A 16,434-nucleotide genomic window follows, 5' to 3' on the forward strand; every position below is an offset into this window, starting at 1 on the left:
ACCCTCACAACTTGTGGTTTCACCTTGGGAAAATCGTATTTTCCGGGCGAAAACCCGAGTTGTGAGGGTTTGTTGCTTTACCACTGCTCGGCGTAGTTGGTGGAGGGCTTCCAGGGTTCGCCAGGCTTGACGACCTGGTCCTGCGAATAGTAGACGTATCCGGGCTTCGGCCGCTCTCCCAGCAGCTGCGGCACGCTCACCAGCGTGTACCCCTTGGCCTGAAGGTCGGTGATGATGCGTTCGGTGGCCTTCGCCGTGCTGCCCTGCAGATCATGCAGCAGGATGATGTCGCCCGGCTTGGCCCATTCGAGCACGGCGTCATGCACGCCGTCGGCGTCCTTCTCCCAGTCGTATCCCATGACGTTGAAGTTGATGATCGACGAGTTCATGACCGCGGCCTGGTCGCGTACGTCGTTGCTCCATTCGCTGTAGGGAGGACGAATCATCGACGGATAGGTGCCGACGGCCTTCTTCACCGCGGTGCTGGTATCCGTCAGCTGTTTGACCACGTCGGCCTTGCTCAGCGTCTGCAGGTGCGGATGGTTCCACGAATGGTTTTCGATCGGGTATCCGGCCTCGGCGAGCTGCTTGAGCATGGGCGTGGTCGTGCCGGTGATGTGCTCGCCGACCGAGAAGAACGTGGCGGTGGCCTTGGTCTTCTTCAGTGCTTCGATTACGGGCGGCGTATTGGTCGCGTCGGGTCCGTCGTCGAACGTCAACGCCACGCACTGGACCTTTTTGCAATCCACGCCCAGCTTGGCGATGTTCGACGCGGTGACGGCGTCCATGGCGGCGTTCAGCTGGTCGATGGATTGCTGGTAGACGGTGCCGTCGGTGATGATGTCGTTGCCGTTGAGCTGACCGTCCGCGGTCCTGATGAGCTGCTGGAGCTTGGTGCGTGTGGATTCGTCGCTCACCTGGTCCTTGGTCTGGGCGAGCAGCCCCTGCGACTGCGAGACCGCTGCGGTGAGCGTGAAGCGTACGGTCTCGTTGGTCTTGTTCGCGACGTTCTGCCGCACGCTGCGTATGCCGGAGGTGATGGCGGTCGTCTGCTTTTTCGCATCGTCTGCGGCGGAATTCAGCTTCCGTGTTTTTGCGTCGAGTTCGTCGGCGGACAGCGTCTCCGCGCATCGGTAGCCGTCTCCGGAATCCACGGCGGACACCAGTTTTCCGGCCTTGGCCACAGTGGTCTGCAATGAGGCGAGCACGGACGGATCCTCAAGCGTGGATGCCTGCACCGTGGTGCTCGTCTTGGCGTCCTTCACCGCATTATCAAGCCGTTCCGTGGCACTGGTCAGTGTCGTGCGGGCTGTGGAGCACTGATTCAGCGCCTGTGTATGTCGATTATGGCGAGTGAATGCCACACCGCCCGAGACCGCGATGGCGGCCACCATCGCAACGACGATAAGGATGACCAGCGGACGTCTCGAATGTCTTCTCGCGAGGTCGCTTGCGGAATGTTTTGCCATGATGCGTGTTTCCTTCGTCTCTTCCTCATGTCGTTGGATATGAAAACTGTAACGCACCGGCATCCCTGCGATCTGTGTCGAAGGACTTCCGTGGGCTTTGCTATCATTGCCAAGTTGCCTATTGGCGACGTGGGGCCTTAGCTCAGTCGGTTAGAGCAGCGGACTCATAATCCGTCGGTCCAGGGTTCAAGCCCCTGAGGCCCCACTTCCTGTTTTTCGTTTATTTTCCGTTGTCCGCCGTCGAATCGCCGTAGATGGCGCGGCTGTTCACGCGGAACCAGATGATGGACACCGCCATGACCGCCGCGTAGACAAGCAGTAGATTCGTATAGTTCGAGGCCGCGCCGCTCGCGCCGATGAGATTCGTCACCGGATTGCCGCCGGCGAGGGAGTTCGTGGCGATGGGCGTGCCGAAGATGGCGATGCCGATGGAGCCTGCGCCCTGCATGGCCAGATCGTTCATGCCGACGCCGCGGCCTGACTGTTCGGCCGGCAGCGTGCCCAGCACGGTGTCGACGGTGGGGGAGTAGAGCATGGCCATGCCGCCGTAGAACAGGGCGATGCATGCGGTCAGCGCCACGGGGCCGGCGAGCACGCACAATGCGGCGCTGAGCGATCCGAGGAACATGAGCGAGGCGCCGAGCGTGATCGTCGTCCTCCTGCCGAGACGCCCGACGATGGCGCCCGACGACGTGCCGCTGATGGTGGCGATGATCAGCGCCGGCAGCAGCACGAGCGAGACCTGCGCGCTGGTCATGCCGTATACGTTCGCGCCGAGGGCGTTGAACAGCGGAGTGATGGAGAAGTTGGTGAAGTAGAAGAGGAACATCAGGGCCACGGCCTTCCACCAGCGGGTGTTGCGGAAGAACTCCGGGGTGATGAACGGGTCGCGGGCGCGCTTGATGTACACGGCGAACACGACGAATGTGGCGATGGCGCCGGCGAGCAGCGGCCAGTACAGGTCGGAGAAGAACAGCGTGAGCTGCAGCACGGCGAGCGCGAAGATGATGAATCCGGGAACGTCCACATGCGTGGCCCTGCCCGTAGTGTGCGGCAGGTCGGCGAGCAGCATCGGCACCACGATAAGCGATGCCATGGGGATGAGGAACAGGTACGACCAGTCGATGGCGCTGAAGACCCCGCCGCATACCACGCCGATGGCGGTGGCGAGCTGGTAGGCCGCGGTGAACATGCCGAAGTACAGCAGTTTCTTGCCGGCATGGAGGTATCGGGCCACGATGACGAGGTATACGGAGCCGGCGGCCTGGAATCCGGCGGTCTGGATGGCGCGGAATATGATGATCTCCAGCAGGCTGCCGTGCAGTATGAAGCCGAGGATGGAGCCGGTCCACAGCAGCACGAGGCCGAACATGGTCATGCGTTTGAGCGAGGCGAAGTCGCACAGCGAACCGTAGACGAAGCATACGATGCCGAGGACGACTCCGGGCACGGCGGTGATGAGCGAGGCCTGTCCGGCGGCGCCGACGTCGCTGCCGACCTGCTGGAAGACGAGGTTGAACGCCTGCAGGCACAGGGTGCCCAGCATGTAGATGAACAGCAGGGGAATGAGGGTCTTGCGTGCCTTGGCGGCGACGGTGTCGGACGATGTGGCGGCGGATGATTCGACGGATGCGGTCGTGTCTGTCGTGCTCTGTGGCCGATTGCTCATGACGAGTCCTACCTTCGTTGGCGATACGCATGGCGCGTATGTGGAGTCTCTTGGGTAATCGGCTCGTACATTTTTATGCGGAGGAGCCGGAGGACCGCAGTTACCAGTGTAGTGGCAGGGATGCCGAACGCGGGAACATGCTGCACCGCACCGCGTATCGTGCCCGCGTTCGGGTTTCGTGGCGATTGCCGTCCGCGGCAGTGAACGCTCGGACGGCAATCGAAAACGAATTGACTCCCCGGCTTTCAAGGTCAGGGAGTCAATCCGTCTGTTTATCAGGCCTTGGCGAGTCCGGTGATGCGGTTCATGAACTCGTCGAGGAACCTGGGCACATCGACCCCGACGGCGACCTTCATGGTCTTGACCGGGTCGTTGAGCCGTTCGTTGTCGCCGATGGTGCGGCCGCGGGTCGGGCCGTCGACATCGACCTGCATGTTGATGTCGAGCGTGGTCACCAGGCTCGGGTCCACGGCCACGCCCACGGCAAGCGGGTCGTGCAGGCCGCAGCCGCCGAGATGCGGCGACGTGGTCTCGTAGGCCTTGATGTAGTAGTCGGTCATGTCGGCGAGGAATCGTCCGGCCGGCGTGCCGAGGTCGCGCCAGCGCTGCGTCTCCTTGTAGGTGAGCAGCGTCTGCAGCGTGACGTCGAGGCCGATCATCGTGGCCGGCGCGCCGGAGCGGAACAGCTGGTTCGCCGCGTCCGGGTCCTGCGAGATGTTCGCCTCGCTCCACGCGGAGACATTGCCGCAGACGGTGAGCGCACCGCCCATGAGCACGATGCCGCCGATCTCGTCCTTGATCTCGGGCGCCTTGTCCAGCGCTGCGGCGATGTTGGTCATCGGGCCGGTCGGCACGTAGACGAGGTCCTTGCCGTAGGTCTTCACCGCGTCGATGATGAAGTCGACGGCGGATTCGGTCTCCGGCTCGCGGTTCGAATCGGGGATGTCGACGTCGCCGATGCCGTTGGCTCCGTGGATGAACGCGGAGACCGGCTGCACTTCGAACGAGTCCTTGGTGCTGGCATGCGGCAGGCCCTTGTACACCTTCACCTCGGGGTGTCCGAACAGGTCGGTGACCGCCAGGGCGTTGCGCACGCCCTGTTCGAGCAGCACGTTGCCGTAGGTGCCGGTGATGCCGATGAGTTCGACCTCCGGGCTGCCCAGCGCATAGGCGGTGGCGAGGGTGTCGTCGATGCCGGTGTCGAGATCGAGGATGAGCTTCTTGGTCATGGAATGCCCCTTACGTGGATTGTCTGCGGATTACCAGACGAACAGGCCGACGGTGGCGGCGGACAGCAGGGAGACCAGGATGCCGGAGAGCAGCATGCGGCCGACCTGCTTGGAGATGGCGTCGTTCTTCTCCTTGTCGACGATGCCCTTGAAGCAGCCGATGACCATGCCCAGCGTGGAGAAGTTGGCGAAGGAGGTGATGAACACCGTCAGCACGGCCTTGTAGTGGGCGGCGTAGGTGGCGACCTCGCCGGTGATCTGGCCCATGACGACGAACTCGTTGGTCACGAGCTTAAGGCCCATGAGCTGCGAGAACTCCCAGGCGGTGCCCGGGTCGAGGCCGAGCAGCCAGGCCGGCACGTACATGACGACGCCAAGGATGGACTCGAGCGAGAGCTTGTCCCAGATCATGCCGAGGCCGGCGTCGATGAGGGCGGCCAGCGCCACGAAGGCGACGACGTTGGCGGTGATGATGAGAATCAGCTTGCCGCTGCCGAGAATCGAGTCGCCGAGGAAGGAGAAGAACGGCTCCTTGACCGGCTTGCTCGGGTTGTGCGTGGTGAGCTTCTTGTACCAGGGGAGGGCCTTGTACTCCTCGATGGCCTTGTCCTTGGCGGTCTGCTCCTCGGCGGTGAGCTCGACGACCTCGTCCTCGGACGCCGGGTCTCCCAGCGAGTAGATGACGTCCTCGTCCTTGGAGACGGTGACCGGGTAGAGCATGTGGCTGACGATCAGGGCGTTGATGCAGTTGAGCGGGATGGCGGTGATCACGAACTCGCCGGGGACCATCTGGATGTAGGAGCCGATGATGGCGGCGGTGACGCAGCTCATCGACATCATGGCCAGGGTCACGTTACGTCCGGCCTTCATACGCTGCAGCTGCACCTTGGAGACGGCCAGCGCCTCGGTGTTGCCGAGGAACATCATCTCGACGGCGTAGAACGTCTCGAACTTGGGGCGACGGGTGACGAAGCTCAGGCCGCGGCCGATCCACTTGATGATCCACGGCAGGAAGCCGATGTAGGTGAGGATGTCGAACAGCGGCACGATGAGGAGAATCGGCAGCAGGGCGCTGGCGATGAAGTTCACCGGGGCGGGGTTGGTGCCGTCTGCGCCGACCCAGTTCGCCAGGGCGAAGTTGACGCCCTTGTACGAGATGTTGACGATGGCGGCGAAGCCGTCGGCGGCGGCCTTCACGGCGGCGCGGCCCCATTCGAAGCTGGTGAGGAACCAGGCGATGACGAGGTTCAGCACCACCATGCAGCCGACGGACTTGAAGTCGACGTTCTTTCTGTCGTGGGAGAATACCCAGCCCAAGGCCAGGAAGACCAGTAGGCCAACGATGTTGATCGCGAGATACATGTGATCCCTTCCTTAATTCTTTCTCATTGCAGTTCTTGATCGCTCAAGCGTTTGCACTATCCACGGTAGCCCGTGATTGTGACGCGGTCCACCCGCCTCGACCGTCGGATGTCAGACGATGACCTGGTGGATCAGCGTGATGGGTTCGGCCTCCTCGCCGATGGTGATGTTGTCGCGGATGAGTCGTTCAACGTCCGCGATGTCCTCGCGGTCGCTGTGCACGGTGAGCAGCACGTCGCCCTTATGGACCTCGTCGCCCACCTTGTGGTTCAGCATCAGTCCGACCGCGTAGTCGAGCTGGTCGTCCTTGGTGGAGCGGCCGCCGCCGAGCATCATCGAGGCAATGCCCATCTCGTCGGCTCGCATGCCAGTGATCACGCCGTCCTTGTCGGCGAGAATCGGGATGCGGTACTTGGCCTGCGGCATGATCGTCGGATCGTCGATCACGCGTCCGTCGCCGCCCTGCGCCTCGATCATCGCGCGGAAGCGTTCGAGTGCGGAGCCGTCGGCGATCTTCGCCTCGAGCTTGCCTCGGGCCTCGTCGAGGTCGGCGGCCTCTCCCGCCATCACGACCATCTGACTGCCGATGGTCAGCACCAGGTCGGTCAGGTCGGCGGGGCCTTCGCCGCGCAGCACGGCGATCGACTCCTCGATCTCCAGTGCGTTGCCGATGGCGAGGCCGAGCGGCTGGTTCATGTCGGAGATGACGGCCATGCAGTCCATGCCGACGCCCTTGCCGATGTCGACCAGCGCGTGGGCCAGCGCCACGGCGTCCTTCTCGTCCTTCATGAACGCGCCGGCGCCGGTCTTGACGTCCATCACCAGGGCGTCGGTGCCGCTGGCGATCTTCTTGCTCATGATGGAACCGGCGATCAGCGGGATGGAGTCCACGGTGTCGGTCACGTCGCGAAGCGCGTAGATCTTCTTGTCGGCGGGGGCGATGTTGCCGGTGGCTCCGGCGATGATGCAGCCGACGTCGCGAAGCTGACGCTTGAAGGCGTCCTCCTCGATTTCCACGGTGTAGCCGGGGATGGCCTCGAGCTTGTCGAGCGTGCCGCCGGTGTGGCCGAGGCCGCGGCCGGAGATCATCGGCACGACGATGCCCAGCGAGGCCACGAGCGGGGCGAGCGGGATGCTCACCTTGTCGCCGACGCCGCCGGTGGAGTGCTTGTCCACCTTCTTGCCGGGGATGTCGCTCAGGTCGAGACGGTCGCCGGAGTTCAGCATGGCCATGGTCAGGTCACGGGTCTCGTCGGCGGTCATGCCGTTGAACCAGATGGCCATGAGCAGGGCGCTGACCTGATAGTCGGGGATTTCGCCGTTGGTGTAGCCTTCGACGAAGAAGTCGATCTGCTCCTTGGTCAGGGTTCCTCCGCTGCGCTTGGCGTCGATGACGTCGATCATTCTCATGATGGCTCCTTTGCCTGATGATGATAAAACGGTAAATCAAAACCGTGGATTTTACAAATGTGCGTGTCGTTTTAAGAACGTTTGTTCAATTGTGATGTCATCGACGATGAACGTCGGTTCAGTCGCCATATTCCAGCAGGTCCGCCGCGCTGTTCTCGTCGATGACGAGCGTGTTGGCGTATCCGGCCACGACGGCGCCGTGGGCCGCCGGCACCTTGACCGGCGTGGAGACCACGAGGATGCTGTGCGGCTTGGTCTTGAGCTCCTCGGGGCGGAGCCCTATCGTCCGGGCGTCGATGTCGTCGTCGACGATGCGGCCCCGGATGTCGATGAACCGGGAGAGCACGTCGCCGGCGGCCTCGCGGCGCAGCCGGTCGCGTTCGTCGCGGGTCAGGTATCCCAGGCGGAACAGCAGCGCCGAATCCTGGACGGAGCCCACGGTGAAGACGGCGATGTTCGCGCGCCTGCCCATGTCGAAGATATGCGAGATGTAGGTCTCCTGCTCCACGAGCTCACGGGTCTCGCGGCGGTCGAAGATCACCGGCAGTGGAAGATACTGCGGCAGGGTGTGGAACGCCGCGGCGAAGGCGTTGGCGCTTTCGAAGGCGTAGTTGTTGCTTTCGGTGTTCGAGATGCTGCCCTTGATCTGCACGACGGACACGTCGTGCACGTCCTTCGGGGCCAGATGCGTGCCGATGGCGTAGAGCGTGCGGCCCCATCCCAGTCCGATGACGTCGTCGCTGCGCACGATGGATTCGATGTAGTCGGCGGCGGCCTGCCCGACGGTGTCGAGCCGGTCCTTGGGCGCGATGTTGGTCATCGGCACCACGATGACCTTCTTCAGGCCGTACCGCTGCTCGAGCGCATCGGCGAGGTCGGGGGCCTCGCCGAGCGGGTCGGCGATGTCGATGCGGACCAGGCCCGTCTGCCGCGCATACTGCAGCAGACGGGAGACGGTCGGGCGGGAGATGTGCATGGCCTTGGCGATGTCGTTCTGGCTGTAGTCCTGCTGGTAGTACAGCTTGGCCACCTTCAGGGCGTCGCGGGTCTTCTTCGCCTGGGTGTTCATGCCTGTCTCCCGTCCGGTCGTCGGCTGCGTCTGGATGACGCCTCGCGCGTTATGCGATGGCGGTCTCCAGCGCGATGGTGATCATGTCGTTGAAGGTCTTCTCGCGCTCCTCGCTCGTCGTCTTGCCCTCGCCGAAGATGAGGTCGGAGACGGTGAGGATCGACAGGGCACGGAAGCCCAGCTTCGCACCAAGCAGGTACAGGCCGGCCGACTCCATCTCGGTGCCGAGCACGCCATAGTCCGCGAGCTTCTTCATGTCGAGCTCGTCGTTGTAGAAGCGGTCGGCTGCGAAGATGTCGCCCACCTTCACGTCGACGCCCTGCTTCTTGGCCACGTGGTAGGCGGTGTCGAGCAGCTCGAAGTTCGCCAGCGGGGCGTAGTGCACGCCGTGGCCGAACGTGTTGGTCACCACGGCGGAGTCGGTGGTCGAGCCGGAGGCGAGCAGCACGTCGCGCAGCTTGACGTCCGGCGCCATGCCGCCGCAGGAGCCCACGCGGATGATGGTCTTCACGCCGTAGATGGTGGCCAGCTCGTTGGTGTAGATGGACAGCGACGGGATGCCCATGCCGCTGGCCTGCACGGAGACGCGATGGCCCTTGTAGGTGCCGGTGAAGCCGAGGCAGTTGCGCACGCCGTTGACCTGCACGACGTCCTCGAGGAACGTCTCGGCGATGTACTTGGCGCGCAGCGGGTCGCCGGGCATGAGCACGACGTCGGCGTAATCGCCCGGTTCTGCTTCGATGTGGGGAGTTGCCATGATGATGGTCCTTTCGATGATGGTGACGTTTGGCTGGTTGATCGGTTATTGACTGGTCGGGGACCGTAGGTCAGCCGACCTGGGCGAGGAAGCTCGTGCCGTTGCCATTGCCCTCGACGCCGAAGTTGTCGAGGATGGTCGCGCCCATGTCGGAGGCCGTCTCGCGGATGCCGAGCGACGTGCCGGGGTTGGTCATCCCGGGGGAGTAGGCGAGGATCGGCACGAACTCGCGCGTGTGGTCGGTGCCCTTGTAGGTGGGGTCGTTGCCGTGGTCGGCGGTGATGAGCAGCAGGTCGTCGTCGTGCATGTTCTCCATCACGTGGCCGAGACGCTCGTCGAAGGCCATGAGCGCCTCGCCGTCGCCCTGGGCGTTGCGGCGGTGGCCGTACATGGCGTCGAAGTCCACGAGGTTGGTGAAGCACAGACCGGTGAAGTCGGAGGCCATGGCCTCGTCCACATGGTCCATGCCGTCCATGTTGCTCTTGTTGCGCCAGCCCTTGGTGATGCCGTGGCCGGAGAAGATGTCGTTGGTCTTGCCGACGGCGAGCACGTCGTATCCGGCGTCGTGCAGGAAGTCCAGCACCGTCGGCTCGATGGGCTCGAGGCCGTAGTCGTGGCGGTTCGACGTGCGGGTGAAGTGGTCCTTGTCGGGGCCTACGTACGGGCGGGCGATCACGCGGCCCATCACGATCTCGGGTCCGTTGATGAGCGTGCGGGCGTACTCGCAGATGCGGTACAGCTCATCGATCGGGATCACGTCCTCGTGGGCGGCGATCTGGAGCACCGAGTCGCCCGAGGTGTAGAGGATCAGGTCGCCGGTGGCCATCTGGTGCTCGCCGTAGTCATGGATGACTTCGGTGCCTGAGTACGGCTTATTGACGATGACCTTGCGGCCGGAGAACTTCTCGAGCTTGTCGACGATGCTCTGCGGGAAGCCGTTCGGGAAGGTCGCCATCTCGAACTTCACCGGCAGGCACATCATCTCCCAGTGGCCGTCGAGCGAATCGTTGCCGTGCGAGGTGATGGTCATCTTGCCGAAACAGCCGACGGCCGGTTCGGCCGCGGGGACGCCCTTGATGGGGTTGTCGGCGCGGATGTTGCCCAGTCCGATGCGGGCGAGGTTGGGCAGATGCAGGCCGCCGTTGAAGAACTCGCCGATGTGGCCGAGCGTATCGGCGCCGACGTCGTCGAATCTGGCGGCATCCGGCGCCTCGCCGATGCCGATGGAGTCCAGCGCGATGGCCAGGACGCGTTTGTAGGTGTATGCCATGGGAAGGCTTCCTTTCGCCGTTGAAAGACAGAAGAATCTAAATCATAGGAAAAGATGAGCGAATGTGATTCGTGTTCGGGAGGCTCGGGGAGAGAAAAAGAGCCGGCCTCCCGAAGTGTGGGATGTCGCGTCTCGTGCGCGACTTACTGCTGCGCGGCCTCCTCGAGGATGGCCACGGAGGCGGAGACGCCGAGCCTGGTGGCGCCGGCCTCGATCATGGCGTAGGCGTCGGCGAGGCTGTGGATGCCGCCGGCGGCCTTGACGCCGAAGTCGGGGCCCACGGTCTCGCGCATGAGCTTGACGTCATGGGCGGTCGCGCCGGCGGTGGAGAAGCCGGTGGAGGTCTTGACGAAGTCGGCGCCGCCCTCGACGGTGAGCCTGGAGGCGCGCACCTTCTCGTCATCGGTGAGCAGCGCGGTCTCGATGATCACCTTGAGCAGCTTGCCCTTGGCGTGGGTGGCGTCGGCCACGGCCTTGATGTCGGCGAGGACGACATCGTCGTTGCCGCCCTTGAGCTCGCCGATGTTGATGACCATGTCGATCTCGTCGGCGCCCTTGTCGATGGCGTCATTGGTCTCGAACACCTTCACGTCGGTGGTGTTGGCGCCGAGGGGGAATCCGATCACGGTGCAGGTGGCGATGCCGGTGCCGGCGAGGGCCTTGGAGACGCGCGGAATCCAATACGGGTTGATGCATACGGATGCGGTGTTGTACTTGATGGCTTCGGCCACGGTGCTGTCGATCTGTTCGGCGGTAGCGTTGGCCTTGAGGAGCGTGTGGTCCATGTACTTGGCGAGCTGAGCCTGGGTGAGGGACATGATGGGCTGTGCCTTTCTGATTATTCACTGGATTGTGAAGGGGCCGCCGTCGTTGGCTGCCTTGTGGTTATGAGTCTACCACCGATTTTTACAAATGTCCATTCATCTGGATGAACCTTTGTTCAATTGAAGGTGAATCGCCGATGCACGGATGCCCATGCCGTCGTTCGGCTACGCTGGAATCATGACCGACAGAACGACGACGTTCCCGTCGATGACGCTGGAACAATGGCGCAGGCGCACGGAATGGCCGATGACGGCCGCGGCCGTGGTGTTCCTCGTCGTGTATTCGTATCAGGTGCTGGCCCGGCCGGAGAACACGATGCCCACGGAAATCGTCATGAACGTCATCTGGGCGCTGTTCGTCGTCGATTACGTGGTGTCCCTGGCCTTGGCGGAGAACCGGCAGATGTGGTTCTTCCGCCATCTGTTCGACCTGGCGTCGGTGGTGCTGCCCGTATTGCGGCCGCTTCGGCTGCTGCGCCTGTTCATGGTGCTCAAGATGCTCAACCGCACGTCGGGCATGGCGCTGCGCGGCCGGATCACCGTCTACGTGATCGGCGCGGTGTCGATGATGATATACGTCGGGTCGCTGGCCATCTACGATGTGGAGCGGTTCGCGCCGCATCGGCAGATCGACGATTTCGGCGACGCCGTATGGTGGTCGTTCGTCACGATGACCACGGTGGGATACGGCGACTATGCGCCGGTCACCTGGCAGGGGAGGCTCATCGCGGCGGCGCTCATGCTCGGCGGCATCACGCTCATCGGCGTGGTCTCCGCCATGGTGGCCTCGTGGATCATGGAACGCGTGGCCGTGGGCAACCAGGCGAATCTCGCGAAGCAGCTGCAGGCGGGCGTGAACCGTGAACTCGACGAGGACAGCCGCCACGACGACGAGCGCGCCGCCCGCCTCGAGGCCAAGATCGACATGCTCGCCTCGCAGCTCGCCGAAACGCAGAAGGCCCTCTCCGAAGAGAGGGCCAAGGGGGATTCGCGCGATCGCGGAAGCTTGCGGGGCTAGTGTCGCCTAGTACAGCTCCTCGAAGATCTTGCGCACGCGGTCGGCGTCAAGCGGCACGAAGTTGTTGCGCATCAGACGCTCCTGCGTGGTCATCACGCGTTCGGTGAACTCGGGCAGGTCCTCGCGGGTCACGCCGTACTCGTGCAGAGCCTTCTTCGGCAGCAGCTGGTTGATGAGGCTCTCCATCTCGTCGTACACGTCGGCCACGTCGCAGCCGAGCACGTCGGCGATGACGGCGTTGAGCTTGGCGATCTCGCCGTCGGACTTGATCTCCATGTAGTTGCGCAGCACGCCGGTGAACATCGCGTAGTTGGATTCGCCGTGAGGCACATGGTACTTGCCACCCAGCTGGTAGCTCAGCGCGTGCACGGCCGCGCAGCCGCCGGTGTCGAAGCTGATGCCCGCGTAGTCGGAGGCGATGAGGAAGTCGTCCATGAGCTCGTTGCGCTTGGCGCGGCGCTCCTCGCTGCCCGGTTCGCCGGCCTCGACGATGGCCTTGTAGCCGTTGAGGATGGTCTTCATGGCCTCGTAGCCGAACAGCTTCGTGTACGGCGTGGAGTTCGGCGAAAGCGTCGACTCGACAGAGTGGACGAGCGCGTCGAGCGAGCTGGTCATGAACACATGGTCGGGCAGGCCGTACAGCAGCTCGGGGATGAGCACGGCGTGGTCGGCGAACATCTCGGGGCCGGCGATGCCGGCCTTGCAGCCGAGACGCGTGCGGTTGATGGCCGCGATCTCGGTGACCTCGCTGCCGGTGCCGCAGGTGGTGGGGATGAGCACGAGACCGACCTTGCGCTTGAAGTCGGGCAGATGGTCGATGACGTCGTCGATGCTGGCGCCGCCTGCCACGGCCACGATCTTCGACATGTCCATGACGGCGCCGCCGCCGATGGCGACGATGCGGTCGTAGTCGAACTTGCCGGCGTCGGCGATGATTTCGTCGATCATTACGTCGGTGGGCTCCTGGTTGCCGTACTTGTCGACGAGCAGCACGTTCGCGCCGTTGAGATACGGCTTGAGGAACTTCTCGTAGATCATTTCGATGCTGACGACGAGGTCCTTCTCGCCGAGCTCGAACTCCTTGGCGAACGCCTCGACGGTGGGGAACCTGAAGATGTCCTTCGGTCCGACGGTAAGCAGTTTCATGATGATGTCCTTTTATATATGGAATCGACCGGTGGTCAATACGATGATATGGCGGCTTTCGCCGCCGAAGACGGCGTCGGCCGGAGGCCGATTCCTCTGGCCTCCGGCCGACGCCATTCGTTGTTGCGGGTATCGCGGTTGGATCGCTTGCCTTACTTGGCGCTTTCCTCGGTGATGATCTCCTTGAGGACGTCGAGCGCCTCGCCGAACTCCTCGTCGGTGATGGTCAGCGTCGGCAGCAGACGGATGACGTTGCCGTTGATGCCGCAGGTGAGCACGATGAGGCCCTCCTGGACGGTGCGCTTGGCGATGCGGCCGACCAGCTCCTTGTTCGGCTCGAGGGAGCCGGGCTTGACGAACTCGATGCCGATCATGGCGCCGAGTCCACGGACCTCGGCCACGGTGTCGAGCTCGTCGACCAGCGGCTTGAGGGCGGCGTCGGCCAGCTCGCCGATGTGGGCGGCGCGGGCCGGCAGGCCCTTGTCCTCCATGAGCTTGACGGCCGCGAGGGCGGAGGCGCAGGAGACGGGGTTGCCGCCGTAGGTGCCGCCGATGCCGCCGGCCTGCACGCTGTCCATGATCTCGGCGCGGCCGGTGACCGCGGCGATCGGCATGCCGCCGCCCAGCGCCTTGGCGGTGGTGATGAGGTCCGGGGTCACGCCGTCGTACTCGCAGGCGAACCACTTGCCGGTGCGGCAGAAGCCGGCCTGGATCTCATCGGAGATGTAGAGTACGTCGTGCTCGTGGGCCCAGTCGGCCAGGCCGGAGAGGAATCCGGGGGCCGGGACGATGAAGCCGCCCTCGCCCTGGACGGGCTCGGCGATGATGGCGGCGACGTTCTCGTGGCCCACCAGCAGCTCGATCTTCGCGGCGGCGGCCTTCGCGGCGGCGGCGCCGTCGGAGCCGAAGCCGTCACGCAGCGGGTAGCTGAACGGCACGCGGTAGATGTCGGGGGCGAAGGCGCCGAAGCCCTGCTTGTACGGCATGGACTTGGTGGTCATGGCCATGGTCAGGTTGGTGCGGCCGTGGAAGGCGTTCTCCATCACGACGACGGCGGAGCGGCCCGTGTACTTGCGGGCGATCTTGATGGCGTTCTCCACGGCCTCGGCGCCGGAGTTCACCAGCACGCTCTTCTTGGCGAAATCGCCCGGCGTGTGCTCGGCGAGCTTCTTGCACACCTCGATGTAGTTGGCGTACGGGGTGGTGGCGAAGTTCGTGTGGGTGAGCTTGGCGACCTCGTCCTGCACGGCCTTGACGACCTCGGGGGCGCAGTTGCCCACGCCGGTCACGGCGATGCCGGAGGCGAGGTCGATGAAGCGGTTGCCGTCCACATCGGTGATGGTGGCGCCGGAGGCGCTCTCCGCGAAGACCGGCATGAGCTGGCCGACACCGGCGCTCACGTACTGCTTGTGCTCCTCTTCGAGGGCCTGGGACTTCGGGCCGGGGATGGCGGTTGCGATCTTACGGGCGACCTGAGGGACTGACATGGTTGTTTCCTTTCTGATTGATGAAAAATTCGATGTCTGATCGTTGTGTTTGGTTTGGTGGCCTGCCGCGCGGTTTGCTGCAGCTGAGCGGCAGGCCAAGTGTTGATGATCGGCCACGAGGGCCGACCGGTCAGTCGTGCGTGTACTCGGGCGGATCGTTCCTGAAGCCCTTGGTGAGCACGGCGAGGATCACCACGCCGATGACCAGCCAGGACAGGCCGAGCACGAGGGCGTGGATGTCGAGGTGCACGAGCAGGTAGAGGCAGAACAGTGCGCCGAGGATCGGCAGGAGGATGTTGCGCAGCACGCCGCCGGAGAAGTATTCCTTGCGGGTGGCGGCATCGGCCTTGGCGTAGGCCACGATCACGCAGACGTTGACGAGCGTGAACGAGGTGAAGGCGCCGAAGTTGACGAACGAGGTGGAGGTGGCCACGTCGAGGAACATGGCGATCAGACCCACGGCGGCGACGAGCAGGATGGACGGGACCGGGGTGTCGAACCTGGCGCTGAGACGGCCGAAGAACTTCTTGGGCAGCACGCCGTCGCGGCCCATCACATACAGCAGTCGGGACGCGCTGGCCTGGGTGGCGATGCCGGAGGTGAACTGGCCGAAGCACAGGCCGGCGATGAACACGGAGGTGAACAGGTTGCCACCGATCTGCGCGGCGATCTCATAGGCCGCGGAGGACTCGTCGATGAACACGCCGCCGGGGTGCACCAGCTGGGTGAAGTAGGAGACGGCGATGAAGATGAGGCCGCCGACCGCGGCGATGAGCAGGATGGCGCGGGGCATCGTCTTCTTCGGGTTCTTCGTCTCCTCGCTCAGCGTGGTGACGGCATCGAATCCGAGGAAGGAGTAGGCCGCGATGGCACCGCCGGCGACCACTGCGGAAAGGGAGGAGCCCTGGCCGAGGAACGGCTCGGCGCTCACCAGCGTGCCGGCTCCGGTGCCGCCGAGCACGGAGCGGATGGAAAGGGCCACGAACACCACGATGACGACCGCCTGGAACGACATAAGCGCGAAGTTGACCTTGTCGGCCACGCTCAGGCCCACGATGTTGATGCCCGTGGTCAGCACGATGAAGCCGAGCACCCACGCCCAGATCGGCACGGCGGGGAACTGCGCCGAAAGATAGGATGCGCCGATCAGCCACACCACCATGGGCAGGAACATGTAGTCGAGCAGCACGGCCCAGCCGACGAGGAATCCGAGCTTGCGGCTGATCGTCTTGCCCACGTACGTGTAGGCGCTGCCGGCTTCGGGGTGGAGCACGGCCATGCGGCCGTAGCTGCCCGCCGTGAACAGCATGGCGATCGTGGCGGCCGTGTAGCTCATGGCCGTGGCGCCGCGCGAGGCGGCGGCGATCACGCCGAACGTGCCGAGCACGATGATTGGGCACATGTAGGCGAGACCCAGCAGGACGACGGAACGCAGTCCCATCGTGCGCTTGAGCGCCGGCTCGGCCGGCTTGGCGGAGTCGAGGATGTTGGCGGCTGCGGTTGCCATCGACTGCGGTTGGATGCGTTGTGCTGTCATGTTCGGCGTGGTCATGGCGGACTCTTTTCGTTTCGTGGTCTGCGTTCGTTGGCTCTCAAGATAATTTCCCGAAAATCGTCATGGCATGGACGCGCTGGAGCAAATAGCGTGGAAACGTGGACGCTCTGTCCATGATTATGTGTTTCGTAGTGGAAACGATTGACTGGCGCCGTATATCGATTGATAT

13 protein-coding genes and 1 tRNA gene are annotated in these 16,434 nt (G+C 63.9%); 2 read left to right on the forward strand and 12 right to left on the reverse strand.

Translation table 11 applies throughout. The features are described 5' to 3' along the window. Positions 1-77: 77 nt before the first annotated feature. The gene (locus CS006_RS05460) at positions 78-1,469 is read right to left on the reverse strand and encodes a polysaccharide deacetylase family protein (protein ID WP_165777263.1); all 1,392 of its coding nucleotides are present in this window, start codon (positions 1,467-1,469) and stop codon (positions 78-80) included. A 131-nt stretch (positions 1,470-1,600) separates the two neighbouring features. Here CS006_RS05460 and CS006_RS05465 point away from each other — a divergent pair. After that, positions 1,601-1,674, forward strand: a tRNA-Ile gene (locus CS006_RS05465). A gap of 15 nt (positions 1,675-1,689) precedes the next feature. On the opposite strand, the gene CS006_RS05470 is transcribed toward CS006_RS05465, so the two are convergent. The 8 genes from CS006_RS05470 to deoC all read right to left on the reverse strand — a co-directional run bounded on the left by CS006_RS05470 (position 1,690) and on the right by deoC (position 11,053). After that, positions 1,690-3,138: an MFS transporter gene (locus tag CS006_RS05470; protein WP_100510772.1), complete on the reverse strand. Its 1,449-nt coding sequence runs from the start codon at positions 3,136-3,138 to the stop codon at positions 1,690-1,692. 275 nt (positions 3,139-3,413) lie between these two features. Further along, positions 3,414-4,367, reverse strand: a complete 954-nt coding sequence (locus tag CS006_RS05475; RefSeq protein WP_100510773.1) for a nucleoside hydrolase — start codon at positions 4,365-4,367, stop codon at positions 3,414-3,416. Between the two features lie 30 nt (positions 4,368-4,397). Further along, positions 4,398-5,729: a NupC/NupG family nucleoside CNT transporter gene (locus CS006_RS05480; protein ID WP_100510774.1), complete on the reverse strand. Its 1,332-nt coding sequence runs from the start codon at positions 5,727-5,729 to the stop codon at positions 4,398-4,400. Positions 5,730-5,840: 111 nt separating this feature from the next. Beyond that, positions 5,841-7,139: a pyrimidine-nucleoside phosphorylase gene (locus tag CS006_RS05485; protein ID WP_100510775.1), complete on the reverse strand. Its 1,299-nt coding sequence runs from the start codon at positions 7,137-7,139 to the stop codon at positions 5,841-5,843. 118 nt (positions 7,140-7,257) lie between these two features. Next, a complete protein-coding gene (locus CS006_RS05490; protein WP_100510776.1) occupies positions 7,258-8,208 on the reverse strand; it encodes a sugar-binding transcriptional regulator in 951 nt (316 codons plus the stop codon). Between the two features lie 49 nt (positions 8,209-8,257). After that, positions 8,258-8,965 carry a purine-nucleoside phosphorylase gene (gene deoD / locus CS006_RS05495; RefSeq protein WP_100510777.1) on the reverse strand — a complete coding sequence of 236 codons (708 nt, stop codon included), beginning with the start codon at positions 8,963-8,965 and terminating at the stop codon, positions 8,258-8,260. 70 nt (positions 8,966-9,035) lie between these two features. After that, on the reverse strand, positions 9,036-10,235 hold the full coding sequence (locus CS006_RS05500) for a phosphopentomutase (RefSeq protein WP_100510778.1): 1,200 nt from the start codon (positions 10,233-10,235) through the stop codon (positions 9,036-9,038). A 143-nt stretch (positions 10,236-10,378) separates the two neighbouring features. Further along, entirely contained in the window at positions 10,379-11,053 is a 675-nt protein-coding gene (deoC, locus tag CS006_RS05505) for a deoxyribose-phosphate aldolase (protein ID WP_100510779.1), read from the reverse strand. A gap of 184 nt (positions 11,054-11,237) precedes the next feature. Between deoC and CS006_RS05510 the strand changes: the two genes are divergently transcribed. Further along, a complete protein-coding gene (locus CS006_RS05510) occupies positions 11,238-12,077 on the forward strand; it encodes a potassium channel family protein (protein ID WP_243386752.1) in 840 nt (279 codons plus the stop codon). A gap of 6 nt (positions 12,078-12,083) precedes the next feature. On the opposite strand, the gene CS006_RS05515 is transcribed toward CS006_RS05510, so the two are convergent. The 3 genes from CS006_RS05515 to CS006_RS05525 all read right to left on the reverse strand — a co-directional run bounded on the left by CS006_RS05515 (position 12,084) and on the right by CS006_RS05525 (position 16,262). Continuing rightward, positions 12,084-13,223, reverse strand: coding sequence for a 4-hydroxybutyrate dehydrogenase (locus CS006_RS05515; RefSeq protein ID WP_100510780.1), 1,140 nt, complete (start codon positions 13,221-13,223; stop codon positions 12,084-12,086). Positions 13,224-13,375: 152 nt separating this feature from the next. Further along, on the reverse strand, positions 13,376-14,710 hold the full coding sequence (gene gabT / locus CS006_RS05520; RefSeq protein WP_100510781.1) for a 4-aminobutyrate--2-oxoglutarate transaminase: 1,335 nt from the start codon (positions 14,708-14,710) through the stop codon (positions 13,376-13,378). 130 nt (positions 14,711-14,840) lie between these two features. Continuing rightward, positions 14,841-16,262, reverse strand: coding sequence for an APC family permease (locus CS006_RS05525; RefSeq protein ID WP_207760008.1), 1,422 nt, complete (start codon positions 16,260-16,262; stop codon positions 14,841-14,843). Positions 16,263-16,434: the final 172 nt, after the last annotated feature.

It is taken from the genome of Bifidobacterium primatium, assembly GCF_002802875.1.
GTDB lineage: Bacteria > Actinomycetota > Actinomycetes > Actinomycetales > Bifidobacteriaceae > Galliscardovia > Galliscardovia primatium.

Excerpts from the sequence above, each read along its gene's own strand:
- gabT (WP_100510781.1), bottom strand. The coding sequence starts at position 14,710 with ATGTCAGTCCCTCAGGTCGCCCGTAAGATCGCAACCGCCATCCCCGGC.
- deoD (WP_100510777.1), bottom strand. The coding sequence starts at position 8,965 with ATGGCAACTCCCCACATCGAAGCAGAACCGGGCGATTACGCCGACGTC.
- CS006_RS05460 (WP_165777263.1), bottom strand. The coding sequence starts at position 1,469 with ATGGCAAAACATTCCGCAAGCGACCTCGCGAGAAGACATTCGAGACGT.
- CS006_RS05510 (WP_243386752.1), top strand. The coding sequence starts at position 11,238 with ATGACCGACAGAACGACGACGTTCCCGTCGATGACGCTGGAACAATGG.
- CS006_RS05470 (WP_100510772.1), bottom strand. The coding sequence starts at position 3,138 with ATGAGCAATCGGCCACAGAGCACGACAGACACGACCGCATCCGTCGAA.
- deoC (WP_100510779.1), bottom strand. The coding sequence starts at position 11,053 with ATGTCCCTCACCCAGGCTCAGCTCGCCAAGTACATGGACCACACGCTC.
- CS006_RS05525 (WP_207760008.1), bottom strand. The coding sequence starts at position 16,262 with ATGACCACGCCGAACATGACAGCACAACGCATCCAACCGCAGTCGATG.
- CS006_RS05480 (WP_100510774.1), bottom strand. The coding sequence starts at position 5,729 with ATGTATCTCGCGATCAACATCGTTGGCCTACTGGTCTTCCTGGCCTTG.
- CS006_RS05515 (WP_100510780.1), bottom strand. The coding sequence starts at position 13,223 with ATGAAACTGCTTACCGTCGGACCGAAGGACATCTTCAGGTTCCCCACC.
- CS006_RS05490 (WP_100510776.1), bottom strand. The coding sequence starts at position 8,208 with ATGAACACCCAGGCGAAGAAGACCCGCGACGCCCTGAAGGTGGCCAAG.
- CS006_RS05475 (WP_100510773.1), bottom strand. The coding sequence starts at position 4,367 with ATGACCAAGAAGCTCATCCTCGATCTCGACACCGGCATCGACGACACC.
- CS006_RS05500 (WP_100510778.1), bottom strand. The coding sequence starts at position 10,235 with ATGGCATACACCTACAAACGCGTCCTGGCCATCGCGCTGGACTCCATC.
- CS006_RS05485 (WP_100510775.1), bottom strand. The coding sequence starts at position 7,139 with ATGAGAATGATCGACGTCATCGACGCCAAGCGCAGCGGAGGAACCCTG.